Origin of the sequence: Tardiphaga sp. 709 (assembly GCF_032401055.1) — a bacterium.
Classification (GTDB): Bacteria; Pseudomonadota; Alphaproteobacteria; order Rhizobiales; family Xanthobacteraceae; genus Tardiphaga.
In genome coordinates this window covers 60,763-80,341 of sequence record NZ_CP135530.1, presented here as the reverse complement: position 1 = coordinate 80,341, position 19,579 = coordinate 60,763, and the positions used below count along the sequence as shown (strand labels likewise).

Sequence of the window (19,579 nt, the reverse complement as noted above, 5' to 3'; positions counted from 1 at the left end):
TCGAAATGAATACGGCGGAACCGGACGGCGTATCGCGCCGGAACCCGCATCAGAAAGCCGTCCGGTGTCATGTCCGGGCGGCTTTTTTGTTATTCGATCGGTCTATGGTGGCCGTCGGAGAAACTGCCTATGGCATCAACAACCTATTATGTCGCGCTTCCCTTCGCCCCGGGCCCCGATGGGCCGGTGCCCGGTGAACCTATCGAGTGTCAGTCAGCGCTTTCAGCCAAGGCCACTGCGCGAGCGCTCAGCCACACTTCCAAGTACGTCGGCGCCATAGCATTTCAACGGACTGGCGAGATGAAGGTCAATACGGTGGCGCCGAGATCATCGAGCGGTATGGCAATGCGCCTAAAGACCTGTCCGCGCTTTAGTCCCGTTTAATTGACCGGCACCAGCGATGGTGGCGGGCGTTTTTTTGCGACTATCCGGGAAGGACACCTCCACTGGTGTTCCGCTTCACCAGCGTTTTCATGTCTTTCAGCTCAGCCTCGGTCCAATCCCGACGAGGTCAGGCTGCTGCCGCCTTTTTCGCGGTCTTCTTCGTTTCTTTGCCACGCGTTTCTTATAGTACAACTCTCAGGCGCCCATAGCCCTTCCGCAAGCGCTCCTGAGCGGCGACGACATCTTGATGGTCCAGAATCTCGAGCATGCGCGCGAGGGTGTCCAGCGAGTCGCGCGGTCCAGGTTGGATATAGTCGCGCAGCACAGCCTGAGCGTCTTCCACGGCCTTGTTGATGATGTCGATGTCGCGCATCACAAATCCTCCCGGAATCCTTTAAACACCGGATGGCGTAGCTTTCCTTCGGCCGATCTCGCCCTGTACTCTACCTCCGCCAATAGCGATGGCTTCACCCAGACGGCGTTAGGCTTCTTAATTTTCTGACTGTAGGCCTGAGCCTTCTGCACCAACGGTGCCAGGCGCTTGCGAACGTCGGTAACAGTGCCGGGGGTAAAGCCGTGATCGACTTTGCCGGCATAGATTAGTTGGTCGCCGTCCTGGCGGCCTACGTAGAGTCCGTCGAAGCGGTTATCCTTCAGAGAAAAGCCGACAATCTGCAGAGTTTCGCGCTGTCGGCATGTCATCTTGACCCAGGCGTCAGTCCGGTCGGATGTGTAACGGCTATCGCGCCGCTTCGAGACGACGCCTTCCAAGCCCATCTCGCACGCGGTCTTAAGCATGTGTGCGCCGTCGATATCGAAGCTCTGGCTGAGCAAAATATCGGTGCCCTTAAGCACCTTCTCTAACTCGGCCTTTCGCGTGACCAGCGGTGCTTTCCGCATGTCGTACCCGTTTAAATACAGGAGATCGAAGGCATACATCACAAGCAGGTCCGAGGGCCGGCCGGCGCGCAGCACTTTCTGCAGGACAGCAAAGTCTGTTGTCCCATCCTCGGCTGGCACAACGACTTCACCGTCGATGATTGCCGACTTAGTTTTCAGATGCCAAGCATCGGTCGCAATCTTCTTGAAACGATCAGTCCAGTCGTGGCCGCGGCGCGTGTAGATGTGAATGCCTTCGTTCGCGATGTGCAATTGCACGCGATAGCCGTCGAATTTTACTTCATGTATCCAGCGGTCACCCGACGGCACCTTGCCGATCGAAGATGCCAGCGCGGGCGCAATGAATCCCGGGAAGGCCGCTTTCACGCCACCTTCCGGGACTTTCGGTTTAGGATAGGGCATCTTACGGCCTAGGAGCTTCGGGTACTGCAGATGGTTGCGGCGCCGGATTTCTCAGCGTCTGCGGCGAGACGCATAGAATGCCTCGCTCCGCTTCGTCAGCGAGCAAACGGAGCAGGCGAGCCGTGTCCTGATCCTTTTCCGCCAGGGCTAGTCGACGATAACGGACGGCCCGGGGATTGGTCATGCGAGCCTCAAATTCAACTGTCGCTCGCGGCCGGCATGGCGGATGACGAAATCTTCAATAGTCGATGAGACATCTTCATGGGCAGCGTCGGCGCGGCGCCTGATCTCCCGAGCAATGTCTTCGGACACGTCGTCAGCCCAATGCTCGAATGTATTGAAGGCAACGACCCGCTGCGGATCATTGTACTGGCCGGACATAAGGTCTTTGATCACGGTCTCTAGATCGGTTTCCCCTGCGTCGGCCTCGCGCCACGCGCATCCAGATCGCTCAAAGCAGTCCAGGACGAGGTATACGTTCTGATCGCCGACATTCGGCACAATAGAGGGTGTCCACCGGGACTGACGCATACTGGAACTCCAACGCAACTGACGGCGGATTCAAGCTTGCTGCTGGTGATTCGTTCCGAAGATGCCGGGAACTAGTTGATAGAATTCTCGTTTTCAGTTGGCCGCGGTATTGCGGTGCTCGGGAGGCGACAAGAATGGCTACGAACAAACCGACGGGCGACAATGCCCGAAAAGGCGCCGTGAAAAAGCGCAGCCAGACCAAGACAACGATGGGCGGTGCCACTACCTGGACGAAGCGGGACAAGAATTCCGGCGAGTTCATGGCCGTCAAGAAGGCCAAGAAAGCTGCCCCGAAGAAGGCCGCTGCCGCAAAGAAGACCGCTAAAAAGACGACGGTGGTGAAGAAGTTTAAGGGGGTTAGGCGGGAGAAAAAGTAGGTGGCGAGCCCTAACGACTCGGCAACTCCTGTTCGTAAGCGGTCGGTTATGATTGACGGACACAAGACAAGCGTAAGTCTGGAGGATGAGTTCTGGGATTCGATCAAGGAGATCGCTGCCGAGCGTGAACAGCGGCTGACGGAGCTTATCAATGTCATCGCTGAAGGCCGCGATAGAGCAAACCTGTCGTCGGCTCTGCGAATTTTTGCGCTAAACCATTATAAGCAGACGCGAAGGCGATGAGCAGAGCTACGGTTGTTTGGCTTAGACCGAGGGCTTAGCCAAACAACCCAAAGACCCATCCCAGCACACCGAGTAGCGGAATTAAGGCAATCCCGATGAGTATCAGGGGCGCAGGCTCATTCCCATCGTCATTCGGTTTGAAAAACTTCATGAGTAGTTCCGCCTCAATCTGAAGGCTGACGGCCAGTATGTGAATTGAGCGGACCTTTGCGTTCGCGAAGCAGGCCTTCCGGGATGGGATCATCAACGCCCGGTAACGGTTGGCTTCGGACATCAGCACCAGGCTGAGCTGCCTCATGGGCCGTCGGGGCATCCTTCACTTGATGAGGTTGCTGCTTCCCCGCAGGAGAAATCGGGTCGTAGGTGCCGCTGCGAAGGTCGCGGCCGTCAGTATGCATGTCGTTTGCCATTAGAGCCTTCTTTTCCAGGGCCCAATGATTAGCAGACGGTGTCGTTCCGTGGGCAGCGATCCTAGGCGCTACGAGACGGCCCTGCGGCGTAACGCAGCACGGAGTGGCGGAACATCGTGCGAGCGGAAGGGTTCGATCTCTGATGCGAAACGAAAGAGTATAATGCCGACAGGTCAGCCAACGCCGCCACCGCGCGGAGCAGGGAAGTTCGCCGTCATCGCGGCGGTGATCGTCGGGATGATGATCATCGTGATTTTTGTCGGCATGAATATGCAGCACGCGCAGACTGCAAGGGAGCAGGAGGCGGGACAAGTCAAACCGACTGATGCGCCTATGACTGAAAAGGACCTTGGCAAATTGCCCGCGAAGCCGAATTAACTGCGGTCAGGATGTCCCATGCGGCAAAGGCCATATGTAATAGCTGCCGTATTTCTTCTTTTGGTGCTCGGAGGGGCGCTGATCTTGCGCAACTCTGGCACCCGCGCGCCGCCCGACCAGACCTTCAAAGCACAGCGAGAGTGAGCTAGGCGTCATGCGGTTGACCTGTGCCGGGAAGTTCACCTTCGGGCGTTTGGTCCTTCCACATGAAGAACCCGCCGCACTCGTGCAGTTTGATAATGCCGTCCGCTATGAGCTTGTCGCGGCCAAGCGTGTATTCCTCAACGCTCGCCTTGTCCTTCCATATGAAGGTCGAATTCCATTCGCCGATCGGCATGCGGCCTTCGTCAATCCGGAGCGTTTTGGCGATTTCAAGCAGTCTTGCTGCGGCGGTTTCAGGCTTGGCATAGGGGCGGTCTTTGATGTGCTTCTCGAACGGCTTGCTCATAGGATAGGGGCTTCGTCTCTCTTTTTGCCGCGGTCGATGATTTTAAGCGCGCCATCCGGTAGAGGGCGCTGCAGCTTCATCGCCTCGTCGGCGGGAGCCGTCATCCATGCTTGCAGATCTTCTAGCGTCGTCAGGATGACAGGCATGGCTTTCGGGTGAATTGCGCCGACTTCGGCGTTGGGCTCGGTGGTCAGAAAGGCAAAGAGATCGTTGGTCGTCTCACCTTCCTTGACCTTCCGAACCGACGTCCAGTTCGTCCAGATTCCCGCGAAGAACGCCAGAGGCCGGGCCTCGTCGAACGCAAACCAGATGTCACCGCCCTCAGCTTTGTTGAACTCGCTGAAGGATGTGAACGGCACCAGGCATCGCGCCTCAACACCTAGCCATCGTTTCCAGTGCTTGCTGTCGAGATTACGGATGTTGGTCGTCCCGCTATCGGGCTCCATCCGCAGCAGTTCCTTAAAGTCGATCTGCATGCCCTTGTCTTGGAGCTTGGCGGCGCGCTTCTTCGTGGCCTGCATCTGAGCGAATTGCGAGGAGGGCATGCCCCAGCGCGCGAGCGTCAGTTCAGTCGCGCCGGCATTGTTGCGCACGATCGGGGCGGGATAGTCAGGAAAGATGCCCGGCATTGCGGGCAAGTTTCCGGTGCTGTCGATGTCGAAGGAGAACAGCCGGCGGATCGCGTCCTGGTTCTTCGTCATCGAATACAGATTGCACATGCAGCGTTCCTGTCCGTTACGTTCCCGGAGGCCTTCCGGTGATGTGTTCGATATGGGCCATGGTCTCTTCGTGGATGCCCGGGTTGAACATCGCGCCGCAGGCGCATCGGATCGGGCCTCTGCCGAGTTTGTTGCGATATCCAGCATCCCATAGCGCGTATTTGTTGGCGGTCCACTGTCTCTGCCGGCGCGATGCCTCGAATTCAGCTTCTGTGCGTCGTGACAAGAATGTCTTCCATGCGGCAAAAAAGGCGGCGTGGGCCGTTTCGAAGGTTGGCGCCTCACCCCCGAAACATTGGTCGCGATGGATCGGATAAAAGCCGCATGACCATTTCCAAATGCCAGACCTCTCCGAGCTCGGATTCCAGTCTTGCTGAGAGATGGTACCGACATCTACGTCGCCGTAGCAGATTGTCCACGTCTCAAGTGGGGCATCGGTGCGATGGCGGGTAAGTTCGGGCATCACGGCCCCTCCGGCGCGTGCCGTTGTCCGGGTGCCAACTGCAGCAATGTCGCGAGTGGGCGTTTGCCGCTTTTCGCACATCGCTGGCAGCGCAGGCGGGTGGCGAGATCGTGAATGCATGTCGTGTCGACGTGCGGGAGCTCTGCCAGGCTGACATCGCGCCTGGCCCGGCATCTTGAACATTCAATCTCGAGCCACGGAAAGCCGCCGTTCAGTGCCTGGTCGACGGTCGGTGACGGATCGATCGGCTCGCCGTCCGCCCACATGCGCTCGTTCCAGCTTTCGCAGGATAGCTTGTCGGCTTCCCTGATCAGCGCTTCACCCCTCGCGCGCAGCTCGTCCGATTGACGTGCAAGCATCAGCGTCACGCCGCGCGCCTTCGTCAGCTCTTTGTTCAGAGCCTTGCGGTCGCCGCCGGATAGGGGCGTGGGGTGATATTTCGGAGCCATATGGGCGTCCAAGCGAGACGGTCAAAAATGAAAAATCAAAAGCGCTACGGTGTCCCAAATGACGGCCAACAGCCGTCCTCCTCCAGGCGTCCTGTGCGTTCTTGGCAGCCGTTGTCGAGCAGCTTCATGCCGACATCTTTCCACACCGCATGTGCGCCGTAGATGCGCAACGCATCCACGGTCTGGATTTCAACGATGCGATCACAGCGACGGCAGGACACTCGCAGGACGTGCCGGGGAATCTCAGATAAGCGCCGTTGCTGGATAGGGACGCGGGTACGGATCTGTCCACGCGGATCCCTGATGATGGAATCCCAATAAGCCTCCGGCAGATCGTCTGCCGGGCCGGGCGGGGGGACCGTAGGCTCTGGCGGGCCGCTGGGCTGGGCCGCCAGCCTTTCCATCTGTTTGGGCGTGGGCATACGCCAGCTCGCGGGTCTATCGCTCATGTCCTCGATTAGAACATAAGAAGAACAAAAGTCGAGTCCGTAGAGGTTGAATTTTGGGCGCTCGGAGCTTCCGTTGGGAGTCCAAGACCATAACGGCAGGGTTTATTGCTCACGGCGAAGCTCTGACGGTTGCTTTGGCCAAGGCCGAAGCTGGATCGGCTAGACACGCCGTAATTGCGCATGTTCCTAAGTAAGGCCGCCCACTGAGGCGGCCTTAGTTCATCTTGATGAGCTTCCGAATGATCGCACGAAGGTCGTTCGCGTATTCCTCAGCAATCCGCCGCGCCTCCTCCAGCCGGGATGGTCCGGGCTCCTTTGCCTCAGTCTCGTTCGATTGGTCGCGCTTAGCCATGAAGTCAAAAGTCGATCCGGCATGGGACGTTTCCTTGAGCCAGATCAAAAGTTAGCTCACCTCGTCTGGCCGTGCATCGCGGGTAAACTGTCACCTTCGCGGGCCGCGTTCTCCTCATTGGCGATAGCGTCTCTGATCATCCGGTTTACGGCAGGGCTCCTAACCCCAAACCGTTCTGCGATCAGCGACGAAAGAACCCCCGATCGATGTAATTCAAGAACCTTTCGGCAGCGTGCTTGGTAGTCTGTCACGTAATGTTCCCAGTCTCGGGGGGGGGGGCGCTATGGCCCGCCTCTCAATGAGGGAATATTTTGCAAGCTTGCCCGGGAAAGTCCTGTGCACTTTGTGCCAAAAACCAGATCAGGCCACTGCCGTTTTCAAAACAGGCCACTGAGGTCGGAAACAGGCCAGTACCCTTGCCAGCGGCACCGCAGATCGGAACGATTCTCGTAATCTCACATTCGATCGGTGAGGCTGTGCCCCAACGCGGCTTCGAAAAGGCCCGTTGCATTGGAGTCCTCCGGTGCGGCGGGCTTTTTGTTGGTCAGTGGGTATTGGTGTCTTTCCATGTTTGGCGCGGAACGAATTCAATTCCTGCCGTTTGATTAGGCATGAGAAGTCCTCACCAGCTGGTTCACCTCGCTGTACTCATGGAAGAGGCGATCCAGATTGCATGGGATTATCTGGAACGGGCGGGCAAGATCGAGGACGCAGAGTTCTGCAGTCACATTCTGCTTCACTCTGTCGAAACAATGATACGGCAGGGCATAAGGAATCGTCTGCTGCTCTCAAACAGAGCCATTACTCAATACATGGAAGCTCTCGAAGCTCGCACGCTTCAAGCGGCCTCGTAGAAAGGCAATGACGATGGTGATGGGTGGAAATCGAATATATCTCAGGCGCCAGCAGACGGGCTTTGGATGGCTCGTCGAGAAGTGGCTGGCTTATTGTCAGGCTGAAAAATGTCGACGGTCGAACCGACGGACCCAAGAGAAGTAAATGGCGACGATAACCTAGGACTTGGCGTCCTCGTCATTTTCCTGCTGGTACTAGGCTTGCCCGTATTGCTCTTGTGATCAAAGCCAAGCGACGGACAATAGAAATGCCCCTGTCGCAACGTGCCGCGGCTGTCCCCGCCGCAATCGCATTGCTCATCCCGATCAGCTGTCTACTATGACCTCAGAGCGGTCGTGAAAGATAATTACGATCGCCTCTCAATCGGCGCTAAGCTTGGATGACCAATGCTGTGTTCCCCCGCGCGAGAGTTTCACCGGGACCGGTCAGAGGCTGAAGGCGGCCAGACCACGACACCGGCCGAGATGCTACGAACCGTGATCACGTGAGGGGCATTGCTGCTGTGCAGCCTCTCTGCAACCTCCACGGCGATCTTGAGATCGGCATAGGTGCCGCCAGTGCGCTGTTCGTTTACGAGAAGCTCATAGTCGCCTGGCTCAGTGCGCATGTACTGTCCAATCCCATACTCATTCGCGCCGGAGCAATCGTGCACTCCGTTAGATTACCGACGGCGGACTGGTAGGCTCGGCGATCGGTCACAGTCGCATCAGAACGAGCCATCGCTTGGTCCCTGGTGTGTCTGAAGGATTAGCACTACGCCGAAGAGGAAGATGCCCAAAGTCATAAGATCGAAAAGATGGTCCTGCATCCCGCCATTTTAAACGATGGAGGGGAGGGCGTCACGCGAGAGGCGTGGTGTTCTCGCCAGAGTGCTGAAGCGACAGAAAATAACGGGGGGATCCGCGCGCTCACCTCCAGTTCAGAAAGGAACTGGTAAGTGGTGACTGGGGCTTTTGAATACAGGAAATACCAGATGAAGTTAAAGTTGGCTGTTTTGGGGCTGCTCGCTCTAGCAGGCACGGCAGTATCAGGTGCGGCATCGGCGATGCCGCTCGGTCTGGCAACCGGCGCAGGTGTCGGACATAACACTGAGCAGGTGAGGCTGGTTTGCGACCGCTTCGGACGTTGCTTCCGCACCCCCGGCTATGCGCCCCGATACGGATACGGTCCACGGTATGGATACGGTCCACGCTATGGCGGGTGGGACCGGGGCTGGCGTGGCGGGCGCCGCTGGTAAATCATATCAGGGGCCGCGAAAACGCGGCCCCTAACTTCATGCACCAATGCGCGTGTCCAATGGCGTCATGGGCCCGGGAGTATTCCTGATTCGCAAATGCAACGCTAAAGTCTTCGTATCAACAGATTCGGAGACTGGAATGCAGACGACCACGGTTCGCGTCACCACACCAATGCCTTCGGGCAAGGAGCCACTGGTTTGGCACTTCGATCTGCCTGTGGAGCCTCGCCGCGGAGGATCTCGCTGATCGTAATGATAAACCGCGCGTAATCTCCCAGATTTCCAGAAATCTTCCCCGGGACTGTCACGCTGTCAGCTGGTCGTTGGCGGATCTGCTTTGCGGCACCGGGAACGATCTCATAATCAGAGATCTGACCAATGACTATCACATCGGCATATAGAACGTCGGCAAGGTCGAGCTGCGCCGCCATTATGCATGCCTCAACCGCTTTTGTCGAAAAAAGTCCACTAAAGATAACTGCTACGGTGACAAAAGTTCGGATCATGGGTCTGCTCGTACGCGAGCGCTCCTGCGCAAAGCCTGTCGCTCTCGACGCATAGCAATGTCTTTGTGCGACAATCATCCCTTCTATTCCATCAGTTCGGGTGTCGGTTAGGTTTGCTAGGTCATAAGCACCTGAGGCCCTAAAGGGCAGGGCGCAGCGTTCCCGTTGTTAGGTCGGTCAACCACTTCCCAATAAAAATCACTCCTCGATCAGCCGTTGGTTCAAGGAAACCACCGACGATGAAGGGGCGCAAAGTGGAGTAGTCGCCGTTGCGATCAAAGAAGCTGTCGCAGGATGTCCCACCCGTTGAGACTATAAATTGGTCTCCGACCTTGATCCCCTTAATAGCGGTCACGACCCGGACGGTCGCTTCGGGAGACCATTGCGCCTCAATATTATGCGTAGGGACGTTGACGGCAACGATCTCAACCTGGGCCGCGACAGAGTGGCGATCGTAATCAGGCGGAAGGCTAGTAAGAAGCGTGCGCGTGTTCCATTTCAGATCGCGGCATGCGTTAACGGGCTGCAATGTAGCGGCTAAGACGACGGCAGCGATGACAAGCAGTCTTTTAACCACGATTTCCTCGTTCATCAGTCGTGAGTGCGCGGGACCGGCCCCGTCTGGTCCTGCGCGGGCTTAAAAGCGCGTGGTCGGTCCGTCATGGTTGACGTCTTGCTAAAAAACACAGTTAGCGAAACGTAAAGGCGAAATTTTAACGAATCTCGCCGAAGCTGCGCCCAATCTCCGTGCGGCGTTCGAGTGTGGTTACATGACCAAAGTATCTATTGTCGTTGCTTTTCTGCTGCTTGGCGCAAGCCAAGCGGTCGCTGCGGATCTGCCCGAATACGGTCAGCCTTATCCCCTCGCGGTTTGGACATGGGCCGGACCTTATGTCGGCGTCCATGTCGGCAGCGGATTGGGACAATCCAGATTCACGGATAGCAACGGCCCGGCCGTTTATGGCGGCGATGTCAGAACGCCGACGGCTTTGGGGGGCGCGCAGGTAGGCTTTAATTTTCAGCCGAACCGGAATCTGGTGCTGGGCGTCGAGGCCGATATTAGCGCAGTCGGTTCCAATGGTACCAATACATGCCTCGCGTCATCCGGCTATTTCCTGTCGGCCAATTGCCGGGTGCGGCAGAACGCACTGGGCACCGTTACAGGGCGCGTTGGCTTCGCGACTGGCGAGGCCGGACGCAGCTTGCTCTATGCCAAAGGTGGCGTCGCCTGGCTCAATCAGCAGATTGATATCAATACCAACCCGATCGACCTCTCGACTGGCACAAAGAACAGCCAATGGGGCTGGACCGCAGGCGTCGGCGTCGAACGGGCGGTGGCGCCAGCTTGGTCGGTGAAGGTGGAATACGACTATGCCGGTTTCAACAGCTTCCGCATGGCGACGCCCGGCAGCTATTTCCAGCCGTTTCCGCCTTTTGCGCTCTATGGGACGACGCCACCAGGCAGCACTAGCGTTTCGCAGAACATCCAGACTGTCAAAGTCGGGCTGAACATGAAGTTCGGCGGCGATACCGATGCGCGGTGGGACGATTCCGAGAACATGTATTTGCGTGGCTCGCAAAGCGTTGAAGATCCGAGCATGCGAGGTGACATCGAGATCGGCGGCCGCGTCTGGTATTCGTCGGGTCGTTTTCAGAAGGATCTCGGCGCAGGCACCGATCCTACACAGCAGAACATCCTGAACTCGCGGCTGACATATGAGAGTCCGGCAGCCTCCGGCGAAGTGTTCGGTCGTGTCGATGGCCTGGCAGATTTCTTCCTCAAAGGCTTCATCGGCGGCGGTAAGTTGCTGAGCGGCAAGATGAACGACGAGGACTGGATGCCCGGCTACGGTGTTCCCTATTCGAACACGGTGTCGGACCCCGTGCAGGGAAGCATCGCCTATGCCACAGTCGATGTCGGCTATGCGTTTATCCGCGGCCCGGGAGTCAATGTGGGCCCATTCATTGGCTACAATTATTATCGTGAGAACAAATCGGCCTATGGCTGCACGCAGATCGCCAATGCGACCGTCGCGGCACCTTGTGTGCCGGCGATCCCTGGATCGACGCTGGCGATCACGGAGGACGATACGTGGCATTCGTTGCGAGTCGGCCTTAACGGAGTCGTCATGCTGAACGATCGGCTGAAGCTCACCGGCGATGCGGCCTATCTGCCTTATGTTCGTTTTTCGGGCGTCGACGACCACGTGTTGCGCAACGCATATGATACCCGCTCGCCGGAGAGCGGCGAAGGCAGGGGCGTGCAGCTGGAAACGATCCTCTCATATTATGTGACGCCGTCATTCTCCGTCGGTGCAGGCGCGCGCTATTGGGCGATGTGGGCCACGGAGGATGCCAAGACCAATTTCTTCGGCACGCCATGTCCCTGTCAGACCCTGCCGGTCCGCACCGAGCGCTACGGCGGCTTCCTGCAAGCGGCCTATTCGTTTAATACCGACTAAGAGGAATCCCAGTATTTCTCCACCACGATGCACGCTATCAAAATAGAGAAACAAACGAGACAAAAGATTGCTAGCCGCCCGTCTGCTTTCATCCCGCCATTTTACCCGATGCGGGGAAGGCGTCAGGGGCGCGGCTGCATTCCTACGAGGTTGCCGACAATTGCGCTGCCGCAAACCAGAACCCCGAGTCTTGCGAGCGTTACCAATATCATCGACAAGCCGAGCTCATCATGGCCGCCTTGGTAAAATTGCAACGCTGCGATGAAGGCAAATAAGCAAGCGGCTAGCATAACCGCCTCAACAGGATCTTAAACCAAGCCCACCATGCGGATAAGCGTGACGCTGCAAGTTTCGATCCGTAGCCCGCTAGAAGGGCGATCGGTACCAAGAAATAAGCGCTCCGACGACAGCATCTTGAACTCTTCACCTTAGTCACCGGCCCTCGTTGGGGCGGTCGCCGTGTGGTTGCTTGGACCGGGCGTCGCCATTGATCATCGATGCGGATCTATCGAGCCGGATCTGTATCGCTCTGCCGGACCGGGCTGGCTCTATCTTCGCCAGACAGCTTCCACACCCAACAGAGTCCTGCGCACGACACTAATCCCCCCAGCAGCATTGGCCAAACCAGAACTGCCGCCGTGTGGTAGGCTTCGATATCGACCCGCCCCAGCCAGAGTTTTGAGTGGATAAACATGCAGATGATCGCAAAGATCACGTCGAGAATAGCGAAGAGAACCGCTGCTGCGATCAGCAATGCAACTCTCCTAAGAATAATACTCATCGACATGTTCGGCGTTTCCGAAATTACAATCGGTCAGGAAGGTCTCGTTCTTTGGTCACGACCGCGCTAGCCCGGCCGCTTATGAACGCCACCTCAATCTATGACCTGTTGCTTTCCCTCTTCTTTGAGTTTGGCTAGACTATCTTTCATATACTGAAGCTGCTCGGCGGCGTGTCCGGTCCAATTGAATACCTCCGCGATTACAAGCAACGGCTCCTTCGATCGGTAAGACATCGTCGGGTTGCCGGGGAATTTCTTATCGGTGAGATTTGGATCATCTGCAAAGGAGCCTGTCGGCTCCACAACGCAAATTCGTTCTTTAATGCCTCCGAGAGCGAGTTCGGCGCCCCAAATCGCAGCATCTAAAGTGCTTGAAAAGTATACCCAAGACCAAGACCGATTTTCCTCGAAGTTCGAGGGATAGCCCACAGTGATGAGATCGCCGGGTTTGAGGTTGGCGCGCGTGCCATGAAAGAATGACTGTTTAAACACACCGGGGGCTGACACGATCAGTGGCTCCTCCTTTGCCCATGATGGCAGGGGGCAGGGGGCCGGACCTGCGTTAGCATTAGGACTTCTTGACGAGCGCCTCCGCCAAACACTTTTCGAATGAGGTCCTGCGCGCCTCTATCGGCACCGCGGCAACGTTCGCGAGGGAGATTTCGACAATGAGGCGGTTCTTTGTCTCGCAATCGCTAAGTCGCTTATCATCGCCAGAAAGCGGTTAGAGAATCGCTATCAAACGGCTTCCTGCGTGATGGTATCGGCGCGACGCGCCTCCGCTAGGTAACGATCCCATGGCGCAGGAGAGGGGACCAGTTCGACTAGAAATTCAGAAATGCCCGGATGTTCGGGTTATAGAATCGGCACCATTCCAAATATGGGGATCGCACAGGCCCGAATGAAGGTGCAGAGGCTTCTTGGTCAGGGGGCCGGAACGTCCAGACGGTTCTTGTCGCGGGCGTTGTAGATCTGGATCGGAAGCCGGGGAAAGCGGGCTTTGAGCTTGCGGGCACCGCTCTTGGTGCCGTCGATGATCGCAAATGCGGACTTGGTTCGGCCGCCGATCTCGATGCAAGAACTCTTGTTGGCGAGCCTCGCAGCATTAGCATACCGAGACCATGGCGCGTCAACCACGGGGAGTTAGTCCTTCTCTGCTGGCCTGTAATATGCTTGGCAAGGAGACAATCCCGTAGGCATTGCCAGCGAAAAACCATTCATTCTGCACCTACAGTGGAGCAGATGGATAATTTCGTTCTTAGCTGCTGTTCCTATGGCTAGGCTGGCGACCCGGAACTGCAGCTCTGCCTCTACAGCGACCGCGTCAATGGTCATCAGCGAAGCAACCGGCGCGGGATCTCTGACGATGCAAGTGCTAGCTTCCAGTACGGACTTCAACTCCTCTTCGATGAAGCGTGGGGTTTTGTCTGTCGCTATGCGGACTTTCAGAGCGATGAGGTGCGTTTCGTCTGGACGGCTAAGGTTTGTAACGCCCTGGCGTGCTAGAATGCTATTCGGCAATACGACGATGTTGTTGGCGCCGGTGAGAAGATTGGTTGAACGCCAGTTGGTTTCGATGACGCGACCCTCGGTGCCGTCGCTCAATCGGATCCAGTCGCCGAGCATATAGGCTCTGCCAAGCGTTAGCGCGATGCCGGAGAAGACGTCTCCGAGCGTGTTCTGCAACGCGAGGCCAAAGATGACGGCGACTACGCCAGAGGTCGTCACCAGGGTGCCGAGCGGCATTCCGAACACAAAGCGTATGATCGAGAGCACTGCGCCCAGATAGATCACGGCAACGGCCATATCCTGAATCAGATGGGCTTCGCGCGGTTTGTGGTTCAGCCTCACATAGATGTGGATGAAGCCGATTACTGTCCATGCGAGGTGGGTCCACCAAAGAACTCCAGCCATTTTTGCGAGCAGCGCGGCAAAGTCATGAGTGTGGATATCATCAGCCCGATTCGGAGGAATCCCTGCCATGAAGAGCACTAGGCTCATGCTGGCGAAGAACAGGATCTGTACGATCAGGCGGCTTGTTGGGCGGCCGCGGCCCTGCAGATGCCAGACGCAGATGCCGACAATGCCGAGGACGTTGAGCAGGATGAGCGGTAGTAGATGATCATCGCCAAACATGGCAGGAGCTAAGCCTCGTTCGGGCCGGCCTTATTCAGGCCGGCCGCCGTCGTGCGGATGTCGGGTATCCAGCGGTCAAAAGTCCCAATACACCGGCACCCATCGAAAGACATTCCCGTCGATCGCCACGCGTCCGACGGACGGAAATGGCATGTGCGTGGCTACCAGCAATTCCTCGGTGGCTGCGATCTCTTTTAACAAGCGCGTGCGAACGCGTGCTGCCTCTTCGGGATCGTGTTCGAAGCCATTGAACCAGTCGGGATGATCGAATCCCACCGTAAACACGGCGTCGCCGGCGAAGGTGAGAGCGTCTTTGCCTGAAGCCACGCGGACGATGCTGTGTCCGGGCGTATGGCCACCGGTGCGACGGACGATCACACCCGGGGCGACTTCGTATTCCTCGTCAAATTGCCGTAGCCGGTTGTGATACTCCTTGACGAACCGCTTGGCAGTTGCCCGCAGTGCATCCGGGAAGCCCGGTGGCATGGCCGTGTGGGAGAAATCCGGCGCGTCCCAAAAACTGACCTCGGCTGCGGCCACATGGATCTGTACGTCGGGGGGAAGCCGATCCTTGATACCGGGGACGAGCAGGCCGCCAATGTGATCCATGTGCATGTGCGTCAGCACAATGTCGGTGACCGACGCGAGGTTGATGCCGGCGCTCTCCACTCGCTTGATCAACTGTCCGGCTCGCGGCAGGTTCAAATCGGGGTCCGATCCCAAGCCTGCGTCGATGAGGATGGTCTTGCCGCCGCTACGCACGACGACTGCATTGAGCGCCCAATCGAAAGCGTCCGGCGGTAGGAACATGTGGTGCATCCAGGCAGCACGGGCTTTCGGGTCGGCATTATGGCCCAACATGGTGGTTGGAAGCGGGAGTACTCCATCGCTGATCACCAGCACGTCAATCTCGCCGATCTTCACTGCGTAGCGCGACGGGACCAGCTCTTCTGGCTCCGTCCGAACCGGGCGCGAAGCAACATCTGGGCTCATGTTTATCTCCTGTTGATCGCCGCGCAGGTCGCGGCGCCGGTGACGCTATGCCGGGCCGTATCCATGATCGATTGGGCTGGCGAATAGGATCGGCAATACCTCGGAATAGGTTGCTCGCTCCAGATAGCGAGGGGTTTAGGGCGCGGCATGGCGCTGCCGAACCTATCCCGAAGAACAGGTCGAACTATTCGTAGCGCCAGCCGCGCTGATCCGCAGAACGATACCGCCGCGCTGCTGACCGCATCATGTTCGGGGCGTTCACGCACTGCGTGCTTCTGCCTGCTTTCACTTAAACGGAGACGAACGAATGACCTGGAAGAGCTCGATCAGCCGTCTTGCAAGATTGTCGCGGCGGAAGCTGCTCGCCACCACGCTGCTCTATGCGGCATCGATGACCGTCCGCTCCTCCGCGGCGGCAGGAAAGGAAACTGACATGCTTTCTCATACGAAAGAAGCGGCGGATCTGACATCTTCGATCGCAACGAATGACGGCGCGCAGATCTTTTATCGAGACTGGGGCGCAAAATCCGCACAGCCAATTGTGTTTCATCATGGCTGGCCGCTGTCGTCCGACGACTGGGACAACCAGATGCTCTTTTTTCTGAGCAAAGGCTATCGTGTGATCGCCCACGATCGTCGCGGCCATGGCCGTTCCAGTCAGGCTATCGACGGTCAGGACATGGATCACTATGCGGCCGACGTCGCGGCGCTCGCCTCCCATCTCGATCTGCGCAATGCCATCCATATCGGCCATTCCACCGGTGGAGGTGAAGCGGCACGCTATGTCGCGCGGTTCGGCCACGGTCGTGTTGCCAGGCTGGTGCTGATCGGTGCGGTGCCGCCATTGATGGTGAAGACAAAAACCAATCCGGGCGGTCTGCCGATCGAGGTGTTCGATGGCCTGCGGCAGCAGCTCGCAGCAAGCCGATCCCGGTTCTATCTGGAATTCGCGAGTGGCCCCTTCTATGGCTACAATCGGCCGGACGCCAAACCGTCGCAGGCGGTGATCTGGAACTGGTGGCGGCAGGGCATGATGGGCAGCGCCAAGGCCCATTACGAATGTATCAAGGCATTCTCCGAAACAGATTTCAGCGATGACCTGAAGACCATCACGGTCCCTACGCTAATTCTCCATGGCAGCGAGGATCAGATCGTACCTGTTGCGGATTCCGCGCCACTCTCGGCAAAGCTCCTCAAGCACAGCGTTCTGAAAATCTATGACGGTCTGCCGCACGGGCTCTGCACGACCCATGCCGATATCGTCAATGCCGACATTCTAAAGTTCATCTCCGCCTAGTCGCGGCGCCTGTAGCACCAATCTCTGATCGATAAACGAATAGAGGCTCCCGCTTCGGAAGCGCGGTCCTCGGACGACGAAGTCAATCCAACGCCACCTAGAGGCAGGAGATATCAAAGATGAAGCAGATGACTCACGCCCCCCTGCGGGAATCCAATAAGAACTGGAGCAACACCTCTCAACAGGGCCGAACAGTGCCCGACGAGTTGGTGCCATCACGCTATGCGCTGCGAGTCGGCGAGATTGAAGTGCTGGTGATCAGCGATGGCGTGCTCACGCCGCCAGCCGAGTCAATGGCCACAAACGCTGACCCGGCAGCCCGGGCGGCCTGGCTGGACGACAGATTCCTGTCGCGCGATGCGTTCGATTGGGCGCTGAACGAGGTCGTGGTGCGTAGCGGCGACCAAACCATCCTCCTCGACAGCGGACTAGGAATGGAATACCCGGACTTTCCGCGGGCCGGGCAGTTGGGCCTGCGGCTGAAGAATGCCGGCATCGATCTTGGGTCGGTGACCGACGTTGTGCTAACTCACATGCACTTTGACCACGTTGGCGGACTGCTCGTCGACGGGGTGAAGGAGCAGCTGCGTCCGGACTTACGAATCCACGTGGCCGCCGCCGAGGTCAAGTTCTGGGCGGCGCCTGATTTCTCCCGCACCGGCATGCCGCCGGTGCTCGCCGACCTGGCCCGGAGTGCGGCCAAGCGGTTCCTGGACGAATACCGCAACCAATTGCTGCCGTTCGAGGAAGACGGCGAGGTGGCGCCGGGCGTGGTGGTCACGCGCACGGGCGGCCACACCCCCGGGCACAGCGTGGTCCGCCTCGAGTCCAACGGCGATCGGCTGATGTTCGCCGGCGACGCGATATTCCCCGTCTCGTTCGATCACCCCGAATGGCACAACGGCTTCGAACACGATCCCGAGGAGGCGACTCGTGTCCGTCTCCGGCTCATGCGGGAGCTGTCGGAGACCGGCTCATGGCTGGTGGCCACCCACATGCCGTTCCCGTCAATCGGCCGGGTGGCGGTCGCCGGCGACCTTTATCGTTGGGTCCCGACCTGGTGGGATTACTGACAGATGTCGAAGCAGGGCCACAGGCGTGGCCCTGCTCACATCAGAACCATAAGGAGCTACGTCGATGAAACGCCAAACCGTGCGCGAACACCGACGACGTCGCGGAGTGGCTCGTCCGGCTCACCGGCGACCCTGTTGAATGGATGACCGGGTAGGTGATCGGTGTCGATGGTGGCCTGGGGCTGGCATAACCGCGATCGATCGGCGCATGGCATTTCCCTTCGACTTGATCGATCTCAACAGGCGTAACGCCACATGACGAGCGGCCAATGTACGGGCAATGAATCGCGGTCATGCAGCTTCGACACGGCGCGTCTGCGGCTTGAGCTGGCGATGGCGCTCGAAAGGCAGGCTGCGACGTCCGAAATTCTCAATGTCATCGCCCGATCCGCAACGGATGCGCAGCCGGTATTCGACGTCATCTCGGGAAGCGCGCAACGGCTGCTCGGCGGTCAGTCGGCCCTCGTCACCCGTGTAATCGGCGATATGCTGCATTTGGCGGCATGCACAGCGGGGGACCCCGACGGCGATGATGAGATTCGTGTATCGTTTCCCGCAGCGCTGACAGCCGGCGGGATCCATAGTCGGGCCGCGGCCACGGCAACGATCGCGTTTCGCTTCGATGTCGAAACCGAAAACGGTGTCCCCAAGGCGGTTAAGGACATGGCGCGTGCACGAGGTTATCGCAGCATTATCGTCGTGCCCATGCTGCGCGAGGGCACCGCGATAGGGACGATCGGTGTCTCGCGTGCCGAACCGGGCGCGTTCACTGAAAGCCAGATCGAACTCCTGAAGACCTTTGCTGATCAGGCCGTGATAGCCGTGGAGAATGTCCGGCTATTCAAGGAGCTTCAGGCGCGGACAACGCAGTTGTCGAAATCGCTCGACGATCTGCGCGCCGCGCAGGACCGCCTGGTGCAAACTGAAAAGCTGACCTCGCTTGGACAGCTCACCGCAGGCATCGCGCACGAAATCAAGAATCCCCTGAACTTTGTCAACAATTTCGCTTCGCTATCCGTCGAATTGACGGACGAGCTTGGCGACGTGCTGGCGAGCATTGACGTCCCCGATGGCGCTCGCGTGGATCTCGATGAACTGAGTGGCCTGCTCAAGGACAATCTGCAACGGATTGTGCAGCACGGAAGACGCGCGGATTCCATTGTCAAGAACATGCTGCTGCATTCACGAGGTGGCGGTGGCGAGCATCGCCTAACCGATCTCAACGCGCTGGTCGATGAAAGCCTCGCGCTGGCCTATCATGGAGCCCGCGCAGAGCGCCCGCAGCTCGCAGTCACCTTTGAGCGCGACTACGATCCTGCAGTCGGCTCGATCCATATTTTTCCGCAAGAGATCACCCGCGTGCTGCTGAACCTGATCTCGAACGGCTTTTACGCCGTGAGCGAGCGTCTTGCCGAACGCGGCCCCGGCTTCGAGCCAACTTTGAGCGCGCGGACGCGCAACCTTAGCGAATCCGTCGAAATTCGCATCCGCGACAATGGCATCGGTATGCCACCCGACATCAAGGAGAAGATATTCGATCCCTTCTTCACGACCAAGCCTCCGGGTGAGGGGACCGGGCTCGGGCTGTCAATGAGCTACGATATCGTGGTGAAGCAGCACGGCGGCCGTATCGATGTTGATACAGAGCCAGGCGCATTCACGGAATTCATAATTACATTGCCGCGCGGTAGCGTGGCCCGGAGAGATAAATCGTGACGTTGACGACACCTGCGA

24 protein-coding genes are annotated in these 19,579 nt (G+C 58.1%); 7 read left to right on the top strand and 17 right to left on the bottom strand.

Annotation, left to right across the window (positions count from 1 at the left end):
- Nucleotides 1-565 precede the first annotated feature (565 nt).
- The 3 genes from RSO67_RS30295 to RSO67_RS30285 form a co-directional block, all read right to left on the bottom strand.
- Nucleotides 566-757 carry a hypothetical protein gene (locus tag RSO67_RS30295; protein ID WP_315844431.1) on the bottom strand — a complete coding sequence of 64 codons (192 nt, stop codon included), beginning with the start codon at nucleotides 755-757 and terminating at the stop codon, nucleotides 566-568.
- A complete protein-coding gene (ligD, locus tag RSO67_RS30290; protein WP_315844430.1) occupies nucleotides 757-1,686 on the bottom strand; it encodes a non-homologous end-joining DNA ligase in 930 nt (309 codons plus the stop codon). Before ligD ends, RSO67_RS30295 begins: the two co-directional genes overlap by 1 nt.
- 180 nt (nucleotides 1,687-1,866) lie before the next feature.
- Nucleotides 1,867-2,217 (bottom strand): hypothetical protein, encoded by a 351-nt coding sequence (locus RSO67_RS30285; protein ID WP_315844429.1) that lies wholly within the window; start codon nucleotides 2,215-2,217, stop codon nucleotides 1,867-1,869.
- A gap of 134 nt (nucleotides 2,218-2,351) precedes the next feature.
- Here RSO67_RS30285 and RSO67_RS30280 point away from each other — a divergent pair, with 134 nt between their 5' ends.
- Together RSO67_RS30280 and RSO67_RS30575 are read left to right on the top strand one after the other, a co-directional pair.
- Entirely contained in the window at nucleotides 2,352-2,594 is a 243-nt protein-coding gene (locus RSO67_RS30280; protein ID WP_315844428.1) for a hypothetical protein, read from the top strand.
- Nucleotides 2,595-2,837, top strand: a complete 243-nt coding sequence (locus RSO67_RS30575; RefSeq protein ID WP_410001924.1) for a ribbon-helix-helix domain-containing protein — start codon at nucleotides 2,595-2,597, stop codon at nucleotides 2,835-2,837.
- Nucleotides 2,838-2,871: 34 nt separating this feature from the next.
- Here the strand turns inward: RSO67_RS30575 and RSO67_RS30275 are convergent, their stop codons facing one another.
- Nucleotides 2,872-3,135: a hypothetical protein gene (locus RSO67_RS30275; protein WP_315844427.1), complete on the bottom strand. Its 264-nt coding sequence runs from the start codon at nucleotides 3,133-3,135 to the stop codon at nucleotides 2,872-2,874.
- Nucleotides 3,136-3,409: 274 nt separating this feature from the next.
- Between RSO67_RS30275 and RSO67_RS30270 the strand changes: the two genes are divergently transcribed.
- Complete coding sequence (locus RSO67_RS30270) at nucleotides 3,410-3,625, top strand: hypothetical protein (RefSeq protein ID WP_315844426.1); 216 nt, start codon at nucleotides 3,410-3,412, stop codon at nucleotides 3,623-3,625.
- Between the two features lie 145 nt (nucleotides 3,626-3,770).
- Here RSO67_RS30270 and RSO67_RS30265 read toward each other — a convergent pair whose 3' ends face one another.
- From RSO67_RS30265 to RSO67_RS30230, 8 genes are all read right to left on the bottom strand, one after another.
- On the bottom strand, nucleotides 3,771-4,073 hold the full coding sequence (locus RSO67_RS30265) for a hypothetical protein (protein WP_315844425.1): 303 nt from the start codon (nucleotides 4,071-4,073) through the stop codon (nucleotides 3,771-3,773).
- Nucleotides 4,070-4,792 carry an SOS response-associated peptidase gene (locus tag RSO67_RS30260; protein WP_315844483.1) on the bottom strand — a complete coding sequence of 241 codons (723 nt, stop codon included), beginning with the start codon at nucleotides 4,790-4,792 and terminating at the stop codon, nucleotides 4,070-4,072. The genes RSO67_RS30265 and RSO67_RS30260 overlap by 4 nt, the downstream gene beginning before the upstream one ends.
- A gap of 16 nt (nucleotides 4,793-4,808) precedes the next feature.
- On the bottom strand, nucleotides 4,809-5,255 hold the full coding sequence (locus RSO67_RS30255; protein ID WP_315844484.1) for a hypothetical protein: 447 nt from the start codon (nucleotides 5,253-5,255) through the stop codon (nucleotides 4,809-4,811).
- A complete protein-coding gene (locus tag RSO67_RS30250) occupies nucleotides 5,255-5,704 on the bottom strand; it encodes a hypothetical protein (RefSeq protein ID WP_315844424.1) in 450 nt (149 codons plus the stop codon). The genes RSO67_RS30255 and RSO67_RS30250 overlap by 1 nt, the downstream gene beginning before the upstream one ends.
- A 44-nt stretch (nucleotides 5,705-5,748) precedes the next feature.
- Complete coding sequence (locus RSO67_RS30245) at nucleotides 5,749-6,126, bottom strand: hypothetical protein (RefSeq protein WP_315844423.1); 378 nt, start codon at nucleotides 6,124-6,126, stop codon at nucleotides 5,749-5,751.
- A gap of 1,646 nt (nucleotides 6,127-7,772) precedes the next feature.
- Nucleotides 7,773-7,967, bottom strand: coding sequence for a hypothetical protein (locus RSO67_RS30240; RefSeq protein WP_315844422.1), 195 nt, complete (start codon nucleotides 7,965-7,967; stop codon nucleotides 7,773-7,775).
- A gap of 791 nt (nucleotides 7,968-8,758) precedes the next feature.
- Nucleotides 8,759-9,103: a hypothetical protein gene (locus RSO67_RS30235; protein ID WP_315844421.1), complete on the bottom strand. Its 345-nt coding sequence runs from the start codon at nucleotides 9,101-9,103 to the stop codon at nucleotides 8,759-8,761.
- 139 nt (nucleotides 9,104-9,242) lie between these two features.
- Nucleotides 9,243-9,695 carry a hypothetical protein gene (locus RSO67_RS30230; protein WP_315844420.1) on the bottom strand — a complete coding sequence of 151 codons (453 nt, stop codon included), beginning with the start codon at nucleotides 9,693-9,695 and terminating at the stop codon, nucleotides 9,243-9,245.
- Nucleotides 9,696-9,873: 178 nt separating this feature from the next.
- Between RSO67_RS30230 and RSO67_RS30225 the strand changes: the two genes are divergently transcribed.
- Nucleotides 9,874-11,565 carry an outer membrane beta-barrel protein gene (locus RSO67_RS30225; protein ID WP_315844419.1) on the top strand — a complete coding sequence of 564 codons (1,692 nt, stop codon included), beginning with the start codon at nucleotides 9,874-9,876 and terminating at the stop codon, nucleotides 11,563-11,565.
- Nucleotides 11,566-12,070: 505 nt separating this feature from the next.
- On the opposite strand, the gene RSO67_RS30220 is transcribed toward RSO67_RS30225, so the two are convergent.
- The 5 genes from RSO67_RS30220 to RSO67_RS30200 all read right to left on the bottom strand — a co-directional run bounded on the left by RSO67_RS30220 (nucleotide 12,071) and on the right by RSO67_RS30200 (nucleotide 15,475).
- Entirely contained in the window at nucleotides 12,071-12,352 is a 282-nt protein-coding gene (locus tag RSO67_RS30220) for a hypothetical protein (RefSeq protein WP_315844418.1), read from the bottom strand.
- 87 nt (nucleotides 12,353-12,439) lie between these two features.
- Nucleotides 12,440-12,856, bottom strand: a complete 417-nt coding sequence (gene arr, locus RSO67_RS30215; protein ID WP_315844482.1) for an NAD(+)--rifampin ADP-ribosyltransferase — start codon at nucleotides 12,854-12,856, stop codon at nucleotides 12,440-12,442.
- A gap of 414 nt (nucleotides 12,857-13,270) precedes the next feature.
- Nucleotides 13,271-13,483 carry a hypothetical protein gene (locus RSO67_RS30210; RefSeq protein ID WP_315844417.1) on the bottom strand — a complete coding sequence of 71 codons (213 nt, stop codon included), beginning with the start codon at nucleotides 13,481-13,483 and terminating at the stop codon, nucleotides 13,271-13,273.
- 6 nt (nucleotides 13,484-13,489) lie between these two features.
- Nucleotides 13,490-14,482 (bottom strand): mechanosensitive ion channel family protein, encoded by a 993-nt coding sequence (locus RSO67_RS30205; RefSeq protein WP_315844416.1) that lies wholly within the window; start codon nucleotides 14,480-14,482, stop codon nucleotides 13,490-13,492.
- Nucleotides 14,483-14,557: 75 nt separating this feature from the next.
- Nucleotides 14,558-15,475 (bottom strand): MBL fold metallo-hydrolase, encoded by a 918-nt coding sequence (locus tag RSO67_RS30200; RefSeq protein ID WP_315844415.1) that lies wholly within the window; start codon nucleotides 15,473-15,475, stop codon nucleotides 14,558-14,560.
- A 433-nt stretch (nucleotides 15,476-15,908) separates the two neighbouring features.
- On the opposite strand from RSO67_RS30200, the gene RSO67_RS30195 reads away from it, so the two are divergent.
- The 3 genes from RSO67_RS30195 to RSO67_RS30185 all read left to right on the top strand — a co-directional run bounded on the left by RSO67_RS30195 (nucleotide 15,909) and on the right by RSO67_RS30185 (nucleotide 19,561).
- Nucleotides 15,909-16,772, top strand: a complete 864-nt coding sequence (locus tag RSO67_RS30195; RefSeq protein ID WP_315844481.1) for an alpha/beta hydrolase — start codon at nucleotides 15,909-15,911, stop codon at nucleotides 16,770-16,772.
- A 119-nt stretch (nucleotides 16,773-16,891) separates the two neighbouring features.
- Nucleotides 16,892-17,845, top strand: coding sequence for an MBL fold metallo-hydrolase (locus tag RSO67_RS30190; RefSeq protein WP_315844414.1), 954 nt, complete (start codon nucleotides 16,892-16,894; stop codon nucleotides 17,843-17,845).
- A 333-nt stretch (nucleotides 17,846-18,178) separates the two neighbouring features.
- Nucleotides 18,179-19,561, top strand: coding sequence for an ATP-binding protein (locus RSO67_RS30185; protein ID WP_315844413.1), 1,383 nt, complete (start codon nucleotides 18,179-18,181; stop codon nucleotides 19,559-19,561).
- Nucleotides 19,562-19,579 lie beyond the last annotated feature (18 nt).